Genomic DNA, 13,387 nt, shown 5'->3' on the forward strand with positions numbered 1-13,387 from the left:
ATAAAGGAAACCTTTATTAGTCTAATTTTAATTATGCGTTTTGAGCAACTGCCTCTTCAGACACAGGTTGTTCTAATAATGTAGGTTTTATCTTAAATAATTTTTGCATTGATGTAGGTTTGTGTTGTCTTGCGGTGTCAATAATTTGTGCTAATACAAGCATTCCAACTAGGTAAAGTGGGAAAACAATATAAGCAGCAATTGGATGACCGCCACCAATGATCATCAATATACCAAATATGAAGTTTCAGTCAAACATACCATTAAAACCGGTAAAGAATGGTCCGTGTGTTAAGTATTCGACTGCTTCTTTGCTATTAGCAGCAGAAGCAACTAGTCCACTTGATTTAATACCAAAACTATTAATCATACCTAGACCAAGAGCAATAACAATTATTTCTAAGAAACCAAAGATTGCTGGTACAGCCAATGTAGCTTTGTACCCGCCAGAAGCATTAGCAAATACACCAATTGATCCAGAGTTGAAGAATAATGTTATAAACAATGGAATAACAATAGGAATACTAAAGCTTCCTGGAATTCTAGATAATCCAATAACTACTGCTACACCTATAAATTGTGCTACAGTACCTGAAATAAATCCAAATGTAACAGAGTTAGGTGAGAAACCATATGTAGCTGCGACATCGACAGCAACTAGGGCACCTGGCACTAATTTGTCACTAATTCCTTGGAATGATTGCTGTAATTCTGAAACAAACATTCTAACACCAGTTTGTATAGCTATAATAGAAGCTACTAATTGGAATGAACCAAGAATTAATTGCACAACTCAAAAGGCATTACCACCGCCTACTTTTCATGGTCCATAGCCGTTTGTCACTAATCCGTTTTTGCCAGCAAATCTGACAGATTCGTCTAATCCTGGGGCAAATTGGATAATTAAAATTAAGATCAAGAATACTAATAAAATAAGCACAGCTTGTGTAAAAATGTTATCTTCAAAAACCTTTAGGCCTTTAGGCATTTTTCTATTTTCTGAAGACTGTTCTGCTTTACCAAAATACTTTCCAATTTTGTATGCTATTGCAGCACCAAACATTTGTTGGTGGCCAACTGCAAAACCAGCATTTTGTGTAACTGCATCAGTTCCTTTGATTGTAGCTGATGAAGCAACACCTCAGTAAACACCTAATAGTAATCCAGAAAATATTATTGTTCCTAATTGCGCACCTAATGATACTACACCTTTTTCATCAATTAGTCCAGCGCCTTTTGAAAACATTAATACAAATATAACTGGTACAACAACTGCAGCTTGTTGGAACATAACATGCCCAGTAATCATTAATGAGTGAACATTTGTTCATTTTCTTAGTGCAATTAAGATTATGTTGACGAATAGTCCTATAATCAAGGCATATGATACTCATGAAGAGAATCCAGAGCCAATTGCATCTAAGAATTTACCTGCTGAAACTTGTCCAGAGTATGTGTCTAATGGAATAACACTTGTTCCACTAAATTTTTGGAAGGCGGCAAATATTGGTTTAGCTAATCCAACTAATGCTCCTGATCCTATTTGAAGTAATAAAACTCCAATTATAGCCTTCATTGTTCCAATGATGGTTCCTGAAAATCCTCTTCCAAGAATTAAATAACCAATGAAAACTAACAAACCAATAAGAATTGCATTAATTCCTAAAAAGTTGTTAAGCATTATATCTTTAATAAAGAATAAAGTACCTGCCTTAAAGTCTCATTGTTTAGCTGCTAATGCTCCAATATAAATTGCAACAACAATTAAAACAGCTACAAGAACACCAACTAGAACTTTTCAATTAAAAGGCTTTTTGCTTTTATTTGATGTTTGTTGCATTTTAATTCCTATATATTTTTAAGACTGTTTTATAAAGATAAAAGTAAATTATTAAGCTAATTTAAGATCCTTTTTCAATTGAACAACTTCTGCTGATACCTTAGATGAGTCATAAACTCTAGGTTCATCAAAAGCAAGTATTTCACGTGGGTTGTTGATTAAAATGTCATCAATAGCTTCTTGTGAAACTCCCACTTGTTTAAGTAATGGAATAAATCTTTCGAATAAGTATGCAAAACCAAATGTTTCTTTACCTTTGGTTAAGCCATAGTTTCTTTGGTATAGAATTCTACCAGCATCTAAGCTTAAGGTTATATGTTTTTGTAACCCTTTATCAACTAGATATTTAATATGATCTGCTAATAATGAATCTGGGTAGTATTTAACTCTGTCAGGTCCATCAAAACAAATAGTTACACCTGTTTCTTTGATTATTTTTTCATAGTAATATCTATCAGGGTTTTTGTTTAAGTGTGATAATTGAATTTTTCTAGGGTTAGCTCCAAATCCAATTAAGTGTTTTGCGACTTCTAATGCCATTGTGCCTAATTGTGTATGAACTAAGATTGGACAACCAGTAGTAATGCTTGTTCTAGCGGCCACTTCTAGTGCTTTTAATTCTAATCTATCAATTGCAGCATAACCTGTACCAGCTTTAATAATTCCGGCCTTAGCTTTTGAACGCTTAACAACTGGTCCATTATAGTTGTACTCATCCATTCCTTCTTCAACTTCAGCAACCATCATTTTAACAATGTCATCAGTTGGCACACATGCTAATCATGAACTATATTTGTCATAAAAAGCTGCTTTGTGAAAACCAGTTGACATCACAATGTTAGCTTTGCCTTTAAATGCTTCTGCAATTTCTAGCATTCTGTAAACATCTCTACCAACATTAGGCGGGTCCATTGTAACAATTGTTTTACCACCGTGGTTAACATACTCTTGCACTTCTTTCTTAGCAGCCTCAACATCGATCATTAAAAAGTCAGGGTGCTCATGCATTTCTGGCCCACCATTTTTAATTAAGTGATCGTGACAGTCTGTTATTCCGATTGTTTCTGCTGGAACATCGCCAAGAACTGTTCTAACGAATTTTTCTTTTGCCATAAATCTCCTATATTGCTTTTAAAGGCATGCGCCTTTTGAATAATGGCAGAATATCAATAAACCATTACATAAAAATTTTACAATATGAAAATGCACAAAACTGGCGAATATTGGAAGAAACTTTCAATTTTGCATTGATTACTTATTGCTGAGCCTTAATTATGTCCTATATTAAATAAATATGCAAAATTAATGATTTATTATTAAAAATAATTTCCAATTTTAAATATGGTACAAATAAAATAATGTGGAAACTTTCCATACAACTCTTTTGTGTAGCTAATGTAGTAAGTTTTTTAGTTCAAAATTAAATAAAATATTAGTACAACACTTTAGAGGTGCAACATGAACAAAATAAATCTTAACGACATAAAGTACATTTTCTTTGACCTTGATGGAACATTATTAACTAAAGATAAAGAAATAACAAAAGAAGTTACTGCAAAAATAAAAGAGTTAAATAAAACTCATCAAGTGGTGCTAAACACAGGAAGACCATGATATATGGCACAAAAATTTTATAAGCAATTAGACTTAAAAACACCATTTTTGGGCCTTAATGGTGCTTTAATATATGATTTTCAAGACAAAAAAGTTTTATATAAAAATCCAATAAATATTGAAACCAGTTTGAAACTACTTAATTTATTCTTAAAATATAATATTGCCTTTTTAATATATTTAGATAAAGAAATGATAGGTGTTCAAAAGTTTAAACATGAATGATTCCAAAAAGTTGTTTATCCAACTGTTTATCCTAAAAATGAATTTAGTGCAAAGTTTACTGAAATAAATGACCCTGAAAATCAGCTAAAACTCAATACCCCAGTTATTAAATTTCTACTATTGATTGATACATTAAGTGAAAGTCAATTAAAAGAGCTTCAAAAAGAAATTACATCTGTGTCTGATGAAATCTATACAGTTAGATCTCAAAAAGCTGTTTTAGATGTTATGCCTAAAGGATCGGACAAAGGTACTGCAATTGAATGATTTAGTAAAAATTACTTAAATAATGAAAAAATATATGACTATTCGTTAATGTTTGGTGATGCTGCAAATGATATTCCTGCATTTGAAAAAGTTGCATATTCATGCGCATTAAAATCAAGCTCATTAGAGGCTGAAAATGCTGCAAATTATGTTGTTTCATCATCAACAGATAACGGAATAATTGAGTTTTTTGATAAACATACAAATTAATTATTTGCCTGTTTTATAGGATTAATGGGGAATTATTCCCTATTTTTTACATTGATAACTAATAAAATCCATATTAAAAATGCAACCAATTTATAAAGTTGCATTTTTGTCTACTTATTTTTTTAATTTATTATAAATTAAGACAACAAAAATAGCCTTAAATTTTTATTTTTTACAAAACATTATTATGTTCTAAATGCACACATACAAATTTGTTACAAATATTATTGCTGTTTAGATATTTTTTTTATAGGCCTTTTCCAATTTAGACTTGGTTTTTTTAAATAGTTCATCAACTTTATTTTTATTGTCGTTTTCACCATCATTATAATCAGCAACTATCGTAGGTAATAAATCAAAAAACTCTAATAAATCATTAAGGAAAATATCATCTAAACCACATTTGGAAAAGTAATCTTTATTTTCGTTTCAGCTAACACTAACTATCCTGAAAGAATCATATAATTCTTTATTTATCTTACGCGCTGATTCCTTAGAATTTAGTTCATCTTTAATACTTTCCCCATATTTAGAAAGGGCTTTGTATAGAAAATAAATTATCCCATTTTGACTCATAAAATTATAAATTTTGTTCTTATTGCTATCATTCATTGATTTATGCATACTGCTATTTACAGAATCAGAGCGGTTTTTTAAAAGCTTTTTTGTTAGTCTGCTTGCAACCTCTTTATGAGATTCTTTTGGCTCTGTCATTGGAGCTGGTGGGGTTGAACTGTTGTTTGGAGTTTCTGTGCTATTATTTGTGGATGACTGATCAGTTTCCGTTTTTGGATTGCTGTCTTTGACAGTTTTGTCACTTTTATTGCTATTGTGTATAGGTTGATCATTATTGCTTGTGTTATCGCCAACATTTTGGCCTTGGCTTCCATCTTTAATTGGATTTATTACTTGCGGACTATCATTAGGCATTTCTGGAGTATTATCAGTTCTTGAGCCTGTATTATCACTATCATTTTCGCCAGCTTTAGATCTAGATTCATCTGATTGGTCTTTTGGTGTAACAGTTGGTTCCGACTTTTCATTATTGTTTTTAGCATCTGTTGTTTTATCTACATTGCTTGAATCATCTTTGCTTTGATCACCATAAGAATTAGAGGGGGGGGGTCATCTGTTTTGAAGTTTGCGGGTCAGATTCGTTATTTATTATCTGAACTTTTTCATTATTACCATTTTTCTTGCAAGAAGCAGCGACTAATGGCATAAGTGGTAAAAATGACAGTGAACTAAATATATTAAGCTTTTTAATTTTTTTCTTCATTTTGAGAATAACTTCCTTCGTTTATATAGTTTGTTTATTGTAATAGTTTTGTAAAAAATAAAAATTTAATGCCTATTTTTTGTTGTCCTAGTTTACTGCGAGTCAATTTCTTTGTTCTAGTTTATTTTGATCTGTTACTTGCTTTTTTTCGGATCTTCAAAATAATTTATTGAATTAATAATTGTTTCAGGTAAATTATTATTATCTAAAATAGCATTTCTTTTAAAATATTGTGCATTTAAAAGTTTTTTAGGTAAATGGCTTTCTCATGATTTTAATGACTTATTAAATTTTGAGTTGGCAAACATTCCATAAACAGATTTTATACTTTTAGGTTCTCATTTGTCTAAATCACTATTAAATTTTATTGCTCCTGAAAACATATTGTCCATTGATTTTACATTTTTAACATTTCAAAAATTAAGATTTTGATTAAAATTTTTAGCATCCCAAAACATCCCTGACATTTCAGTAACATTAGATGTATTTCAATTTGATATGTTTTGATTAAAATTATTTGCACCAGTAAACATATATTCCATTGATACTGCAGAATCTGTATTTCAACCACTAATATCATGATTAAATTTAGTTGCATCTCTAAATACGCCAATAAAATACTTAATATTTGATGTATCTCATTTATCTAGATTTTCAATTGTTTCTTGTTCTGATTTTTCAAATGCTTCACTTAAGGAAGAAATAAATTTAGGAAGATGTTGTGGAACTTTATTTGTAGATGGCATAAATTTTTCTATTTTACCTTCTTTATCATAACCAATTGATGTTGCTTCGTTGCCATTGTATTTAGTTTCTGAAAAAATAGGTCAAACCTTGCCAAATGGCAATACTTGTTCGTTGCTAGAATCATTTAGTTTTATAACAAAAGGAGGATTTTCAGAACCTGGTGTAGGTCTAGTATTTTGGTCGCTGACTAGTTTAAGGTTATTATTAGGAATTTTAGATTTAAGTTTTTCAAAGATATCCTTATAAGATCAATTTGCTCAAATATAATTTTCAAAATCTTTTTTTCATGTATCTAGTGCTTCCTTGAGAGCAGGATCTAGCACTTGTTTCTCTTTTAATTTCTCTTCCTTATCTATTTTCTTCTTTTCTTCTTCATCATTATTCATTGGGGTTGTATTACCATTATCATTTTTGCCAGCCTCAGATCTAGATTTATCTGATTGGTCTTTTGGTGTAACAGTTGGTTCCGACTTTTCATTATTGTTTTTAGCATCTGTTGTTTTATCTACATTACTTGAATCATCTTTGCTTTGATTACCATAAGAATTAGGGGGGGGGTCATCTGTTTTGAAGTTTGCGGGTTAGATTCGTTATTTATTATCTGAACTTTTTCATCATTACCATTTTTCTTACAAGAAGCTGCAACTAATGGCATAAGTGGTAAAAATGACAGTGAACTAAATATATTAAACTTTTTAATTTTTTTCTTCATTTTGAGAATAACTTCCTTTATTTATATAGTTTATTTATTGTAATATCTGGGAAATGACTATTTTATACCATAAAACAAAAAACACAATATTTAGTTGGAATAAAATTTTTAGCATTTTTTCATTTTTTCATCTTTCATACCATATAGTAATAAGCAATTAATTGATACAATTATTTTATATACACTAACTATGTTTTTACAGGATATTCTGTATGCAATTAAGTTATTGCCTGAAAATGCTTAGAATTAACATTCAATTTTTAGGAGCGACATTAAATAAATTAGGGCGAAAAGAATATGCTAAATCAGTAATTATGAATAGTATATTAGTGATTTATAAAACTGTTTTACAGGAGTATTTGTCGACTAAACCAACTAACTATAATTAGAAAAATGGGGGGGGGCTATATGTATATTTCAGTAGAAGAAGCTTGCAATAAATGAAATATAACAAGAGATGCATTGCTTGAACTTTTGAATGAAAATAAAATATTTGGTGCAGTACTCAACAATAATAATGAATATGAAATTCCAATGTATGCTGAAAACCCATATGAACTATCTAATAAAAATTTGTTGGATATCATTGACCAAAAATTAAAACAATTAAACAAGCTTAGAGAGCTTTGTTTTTCTGAAAAAAATAGATTTTTAAATGATTTTTCAATAGAAAACACATTTAATTCTAATGCTATTGAAGGCAGCACACTGACACTAAGAGAAACTGTGCTAGCTCTTCAAGGAATCACAATTGACACTAAGCCATTAAAATACCATTTAGATGCTATAGGACACAAACAAGCTTTTGATTATATTTTAGAGCTAGTTGATAACAATGAAGAATTAACTGAAAGAAGAATAAAAGACATTCATTTTTTAGTTCTTGCAAATAAAAGGGTTGACGCTGGCAGGTATAGAAATATGCAGGTTTCAATTTTAGGATCAGAGCACAAGCCTACATCGCCTTACTTAATTGAATCAAAAATGAAACAACTTTTAGACGAGTATAAAAACTCAACTGAAAATTTAATTGTAAAAATAGCTAAATTCCATTTAGATTTTGAATCTATTCATCCTTTTATTGATGGTAATGGCAGAACAGGCAGATTATTACTTAACCTAGAATTAATGAAAAACGGATTCCCACCTATTGACATTAAATACACAAATAGAACAAAATACTACCAGTGCTTTGATGACTACCATATAACTAATAGCCCGTCAAGTATGGTTGATTTAATTGCTAACTATTTAATAATTCAACTTAATTATCAAATAGATATAAGAAATCAAGGAACTTCTAATTAATAAAATATTATAAATATGTAATTCTATTCACTAAACTTTACTAAAACACTTTGAAAGGCATATATGAAAGCAAACTTATTTAAACATATTGAACTTCTATTAAAAACGAATTCTAGATATTTATCTGAGGATGACAAACTGCTTAAAGCCAAGATTTATGAAGATGCAATGAGAATGGATAAGCAATTAATCAAAATTCTTATATCAGATGATTTAGTTAAAGATGTTTTCTTCATTAATGTTGATGGAGTATTAGTTTTTGATAAACATAAATTTGCCAAATTCATTGATTCCAAGGAGTTTTTGGAAAATTCATACACTTCTTATGCTAATAAAATTGGATTAACTTCAGGCGATGAGTTTATCTCTAGATCTAGCGCCGTTGTTCTAGACTTCCCATTTAAAGATTGTTATTTAGGGGGGGGGGGCAACTAAAGACGATCAAAAAAGACAAGAGATCTTCTTTAATGAACTAATTGCAAATGATGAAGTAAGACAGATGCTTTCTCCTAAGGTTCTTGGTAGTGCTATAAAATACAGCAAGAACGGAATTGAAGAAATTAATCAATTTGATGAAAATGATAATTTAATCATCAAAGGCAATAACCTGATTGCGTTAGCTAGCCTGCTTAAAAGATATGAAGGCAAAGTTAAATGCATTTATATAGATCCACCATATAATACTGGCAATGATTCTTTTAACTACAACGATAAATTTAATCATTCTTCATGATTAGTATTTATGAAGAATAGATTAGAATTAGCTAAAAGATTATTGAGAGATGATGGTGTTATTTGAGTAAGTCTAGATGACAATCAGGCACATTATTGTAAGATTATTATGGATGAAATTTTTGGAAGCTCAAATTTCGTCAACGACGTCATTTGAAATTCAACAAAATCTGTAACTAACACAGCAATAATTTCAAACTCGCATACTCACACTTTATTATTTTTTAATAAGAAAGAATATTTTATTAAAAATAGAAATAAATTTAGACTTGAGGAAGATGGGGAAGGCTTTTCTAATCCAGATAATGATCCGAGAGGCCCTTGAAAAGCTGATCCTTTCCAGGTAGGTGGTTGAAGACCTAATCAACAATATGAAATAAGAAATCCCAAAACTGGTGTTATATATCGTCCTAATGAAAATTGCAGTTGAAAAAATGAATATAACAAATTCATAGAATTATGAAATGATAATAGAATAATTTTTGGAGTTGATGGAAATAGTGGACCACAAAGAAAAAGATTTTTATATGAGGCAAAAGAAAAGGGCAAGGTTGTAAAAACTATATGAGATGACGTTGGCACTACCACAAATGGGACACAACATATTAAAAGTCTCTTTGGCAAATCAATTTTTAGCAGCCCAAAACCTGAACAGCTAATAAAAAAATAATGGACCTATCTACTTCAGAATCCGACATAGTTCTTGATTTCTTCCTAGGCTCTGGTACAACAGCTGCTGTTGCTCACAAAATGAATAGAAGGTATATTGGAATTGAGCAGATGGACTATATCCAAGATATCACTGTTGAAAGACTAAAAAAAGTAATTGATGGTGAACAAGGCGGAATTTCTAAGTTAGTTAATTGGCAAGGCGGTGGCAGTTTTGTTTATTGTGAATTATTAGAAAATTCACAAAAGTTGATCAATGAAGTACAAAAAGCTGATGAATCAAACATTGCACAAGTCAAAAACAAAGTATTCTCTGATGACAGGATAATTCCTTATATAACAACAAGCGAGTTGCAACAAATTAATGATGAATTTAACGTTTTAAACATACGTGACAAAAAGCAAATACTAATTAAATTAATTGACAAAAACAGATTGTATGTAAACTTTTCTGATATGTATGATGAAGCTTATTCAGTTTCTGAGACTGATAAGAACTTTACCAATTCGTTTTACAAGTAGAGACTCATTATGAAAACAAGTACCTATAAAGCTGTTTTTGAGCTCTTAATCTCTAGTAACAAATACTTATCAGAAACAAAAAAGCTACTAAAGACTAAAGTCTATGAAGATACTATGAAACTTGATCAACACTTATTGGATTTACTTTTGTCAAATCAACTTATAACTGAAACATTTTTTACAAAAACTAAAAATGCTCTGGTTTTTAATCAAAATAAATTTGCTAAATTCATTGATTCAAAGGAATTTTTGGAAGATTCATACACTTCTTATGCTAATAAAATTGGCTTAACTTCAGGCGATGAGTTTATCTCTAGATCTAGCGGTGTTGTTCTAGACTTCCCATTTAAAGATTGTTATTTAGGGGGAGGGTCAACTAAAGACGATCAAAAAAGACAAGAGATCTTCTTTAATGAACTAATTGCAAATGATGAAGTAAGACAGATGCTTTCTCCTAAGGTTCTTGGCAGTGCTAAAAAATACAGCAAGAACGGAATTGAAGAAATTAATCAATTTAGTGAAAATGATAATTTAATCATCAAAGGCAATAATCTGATTGCCTTAGCTAGCCTGCTTAAAAGATATGAAGGCAAGGTTAAGTGCATTTATATAGACCCGCCATATAATACCGGCAATGATTCTTTTAACTACAACGATAAATTTAATCATTCTTCATGATTAGTGTTTATGAAGAACAGATTAGAATTGGCTAAGAGATTATTAAGAGATGATGGTGTTATTTTTGTCCAATGTGATGATAATGAGCAAGCCTATTTAAAAGTGCTAATGGATGAGATTTTTGAAAAAAATAATCATTATGGCACAATGATTCAAATAAAAAAAAGCACTCAAAATAAACTAGGACAACAAAAGTAGACCTTAAATTTTTATTTTTTACAAAACTCCACTCACAATTCATGTGGAGTTTTGTAATTAAATTTCTTGAGCATTCGCTCATTATTATATCAATCAATGAATTTATTTAGATGACGCTCAAGTTCCTTAAGCGTCATTTTCTTAACACTTTTCTCAAAATTTTCAAACATTTCAGTTTTAAGTACTGAAAAAAGTATTCAATTTCTCTATTGTCAAGAGAATTGCCAATTCTTGACATTGATACTTTTCCATTAAGTCTTTCAATTAACTGAAGATATTCTTTAGATGAATATTGACTTCCGTGGTCAGAATGTATAACAAAATTTTTAGGAAAATTAACTTTTTTAATATTATCAATAACCAATGAATTATCATTGTACAAAGACAGGTTAAAACCTAAAATTTTTTTGGTTTTATGATGAATAACAGCTGACATATATACAAAATTTTGATCAACATCTATTGGCGAAGGTATGTATGTAACATCAGTAGCATAGATATCATTATATATGCCATCATAGTCACGAGAAGCAATATTTTGAAACGTTACAGCTACATTCTTAGATTCTTTTGTTCTTTTTGCTTTTCTTATTCTACAAACTAGTCCAAGTTTTTTCATTATTCTACCTAAAGTCCTATAATTAAGCTTTATTTGTTTATTTTTGCTAATATAAGCAGCCAATCTTTCTCTGCCGAAAATGCCTCCAGTTTCTTTAAAAGCTTGAACTACAGTGTTCTCTAATTCAAGATTCTTTTCTTTAATCATTTTCAATTTTTTTAGCTTTTTATAGTATGTAGATTTTTTAATTTTAAGCAATGACATAATAACTTTATTCGATACCTTAAAAGGAAATGAATTCTTTATTTTGGTAACCGTTTCTTTAAATTTGTCCTTTTTTATCTTCTTAATTTCGTCATCTGTAGAAATTATTTTTATTATCTTTATCAAATCTTCTTTATTTAGATCATTTAAAAATTCATCTAATATTTCATCATTTGATTTTGTCTTTTTTGGTCTGCCGGAACCTTTACCTTTTTTAGGCGATCTTCCGCTCATCGATTCTATGTTCATACCTAAATTATATCTTTTATACTTATTCACTAATCTCTTTCATTGATCGTCAGAAATGTGTTTTACATTTTTTATTTTCATCATTTCATTCAAAAAACATTTTTTAGTGAGTTCCCCAGATCTATATTTTTCGTATTTTTCAAACAAATATTTCCATTCATTAACACTTAACTGCTTAGCCATTTTTATCTCCAACAAAAAACATCAGCAAATTTGCTGATGTCTACTTTTTTGTCCTAGTGTAATAACCATTCATTTTTTTATGAATGCAGTCAATTAAATTCACATGCTTTAATTTAAAACGACACTATAGTCATTAGCTAACTTAAATAGTTCAATTGGTTTTTGCCAATTCAAAATTTTACGTGGCATTTCATTTATTTGATTTACAACATCATCCAGTTGAACTTGAGAGATAGAATTAAAATCAAAACCTTTATGAAACATTCTTCTAATCATTCCGTTTCAATTTTCGTTTGTTCCCCTTTGAAATGAAGCATACGGTTCAGCTCTAAATATTTTAATATTTTGTCATTTTCCTAATAAACCCATTCTTTCGAATTCTATCCCGTTATCAATTGTTATAGATTTGACAATTAAATTATGATCCTGGATTATTTTTTTAAGCTTTGAAATTACCAAAAAAGCTGATTTTGATTTAATTTTAACTGCAAACCCCATTCTGGTTTGCCTTTCAACAAGTGTTAATACATTATCATATCCATTCGATCTTTTGCCTATAATTAAGTCACTTTCTCAATGGCCATATTCTTCTCTTAAATCAATATATTTTGGTCTTGCCCATATTGGATATACATAGTGAGAATCTCCAATTAATCTTGAGACAACTGATGCAGTTCTTTTCCCACCTTTTTTATAAAAAATTCTCAATCTGTCTCTAGGTTTCAATTTTCATTTTCTTGTCTTAATCCAATTAAATATAGTCCTTATCGACGGAGACGCAATATTTGGAAAAGTTTGCTTAATGTATCGAGCTGTTGCAACAATTCCGTAAAATCTTTTATCGAATTTTTCTAAGAAAAATTTTTCAAATTCAGCATATTCAAAATTACTCGTAAATTTAAACAAGTATTTGTGCGAATGCCTATTTAATGCTTTCTGCTCTGCTATTTTACATTGATATGAACCGCTAAAAGCAGTGTTGCGTTTTAATTCGCGACTTACTGTGGATGGACTTCTGTTTAACTGTCTAGCTATAGATCTAATAGAATACCCAGATTTTATTTGAATTTCAATAAATGCACGTTCATCATATGTTAGATGATTATAATTTTTAGTATAATTCATATGAAA

At 29.7% G+C, this 13,387-nt stretch carries 9 protein-coding genes and 4 pseudogenes; 6 read left to right on the forward strand and 7 right to left on the reverse strand.

The window, feature by feature from the left end; genetic code table 4:
- Positions 1 to 31 precede the first annotated feature (31 nt).
- The gene (locus tag MBOVPG45_RS03635; RefSeq protein WP_013456105.1) at positions 32 to 1,840 is read right to left on the reverse strand and encodes a PTS ascorbate transporter subunit IIC; all 1,809 of its coding nucleotides are present in this window, start codon (positions 1,838 to 1,840) and stop codon (positions 32 to 34) included.
- Between the two features lie 51 nt (positions 1,841 to 1,891).
- Complete coding sequence (locus tag MBOVPG45_RS03640; RefSeq protein WP_013455916.1) at positions 1,892 to 2,953, reverse strand: phospho-furanose lactonase; 1,062 nt, start codon at positions 2,951 to 2,953, stop codon at positions 1,892 to 1,894.
- A gap of 345 nt (positions 2,954 to 3,298) precedes the next feature.
- Here MBOVPG45_RS03640 and MBOVPG45_RS03645 point away from each other — a divergent pair, with 345 nt between their 5' ends.
- Entirely contained in the window at positions 3,299 to 4,156 is an 858-nt protein-coding gene (locus tag MBOVPG45_RS03645) for a Cof-type HAD-IIB family hydrolase (protein ID WP_013456138.1), read from the forward strand.
- A gap of 234 nt (positions 4,157 to 4,390) precedes the next feature.
- On the opposite strand, the pseudogene MBOVPG45_RS03650 reads toward MBOVPG45_RS03645, so the two are convergent.
- The 3 pseudogenes from MBOVPG45_RS03650 to MBOVPG45_RS03655 form a co-directional block, all read right to left on the reverse strand.
- Positions 4,391 to 5,080: pseudogene (locus tag MBOVPG45_RS03650) on the reverse strand (Mbov_0729 family lipopotein); the annotation flags it as partial.
- A 32-nt stretch (positions 5,081 to 5,112) separates the two neighbouring features.
- A pseudogene (locus MBOVPG45_RS05055) lies at positions 5,113 to 5,435 on the reverse strand (variable surface lipoprotein); the annotation flags it as partial.
- Positions 5,436 to 5,569: 134 nt separating this feature from the next.
- A pseudogene (locus MBOVPG45_RS03655) lies at positions 5,570 to 6,894 on the reverse strand (Mbov_0838 family PARCEL repeat surface lipoprotein).
- A 393-nt stretch (positions 6,895 to 7,287) separates the two neighbouring features.
- On the opposite strand from MBOVPG45_RS03655, the gene MBOVPG45_RS03665 reads away from it, so the two are divergent.
- From MBOVPG45_RS03665 to MBOVPG45_RS03685, 5 genes are all read left to right on the forward strand, one after another.
- Positions 7,288 to 8,202, forward strand: coding sequence for a Fic family protein (locus MBOVPG45_RS03665; RefSeq protein ID WP_318023780.1), 915 nt, complete (start codon positions 7,288 to 7,290; stop codon positions 8,200 to 8,202).
- Positions 8,203 to 8,265: 63 nt separating this feature from the next.
- Positions 8,266 to 8,637: a site-specific DNA-methyltransferase gene (locus tag MBOVPG45_RS04750; RefSeq protein ID WP_080551564.1), complete on the forward strand. Its 372-nt coding sequence runs from the start codon at positions 8,266 to 8,268 to the stop codon at positions 8,635 to 8,637.
- 64 nt (positions 8,638 to 8,701) lie between these two features.
- Positions 8,702 to 9,604: a site-specific DNA-methyltransferase gene (locus tag MBOVPG45_RS05000; RefSeq protein ID WP_148220216.1), complete on the forward strand. Its 903-nt coding sequence runs from the start codon at positions 8,702 to 8,704 to the stop codon at positions 9,602 to 9,604.
- Complete coding sequence (locus MBOVPG45_RS05005) at positions 9,604 to 10,125, forward strand: DNA methyltransferase (RefSeq protein WP_101456720.1); 522 nt, start codon at positions 9,604 to 9,606, stop codon at positions 10,123 to 10,125. Before MBOVPG45_RS05000 ends, MBOVPG45_RS05005 begins: the two co-directional genes overlap by 1 nt.
- 9 nt (positions 10,126 to 10,134) lie before the next feature.
- Entirely contained in the window at positions 10,135 to 11,001 is an 867-nt protein-coding gene (locus MBOVPG45_RS03685; RefSeq protein ID WP_080551565.1) for a DNA methyltransferase, read from the forward strand.
- Between the two features lie 11 nt (positions 11,002 to 11,012).
- Here MBOVPG45_RS03685 and MBOVPG45_RS03690 read toward each other — a convergent pair.
- Positions 11,013 to 12,256, reverse strand: a pseudogene (locus MBOVPG45_RS03690) (IS3 family transposase).
- Between the two features lie 108 nt (positions 12,257 to 12,364).
- The gene (locus tag MBOVPG45_RS03695) at positions 12,365 to 13,381 is read right to left on the reverse strand and encodes an IS30 family transposase (protein ID WP_013456040.1); all 1,017 of its coding nucleotides are present in this window, start codon (positions 13,379 to 13,381) and stop codon (positions 12,365 to 12,367) included.
- Positions 13,382 to 13,387 lie beyond the last annotated feature (6 nt).

The sequence above is a fragment of the Mycoplasmopsis bovis PG45 genome (assembly GCF_000183385.1).
GTDB lineage: Bacteria > Bacillota_I > Bacilli_A > Mycoplasmatales > Metamycoplasmataceae > Mycoplasmopsis > Mycoplasmopsis bovis.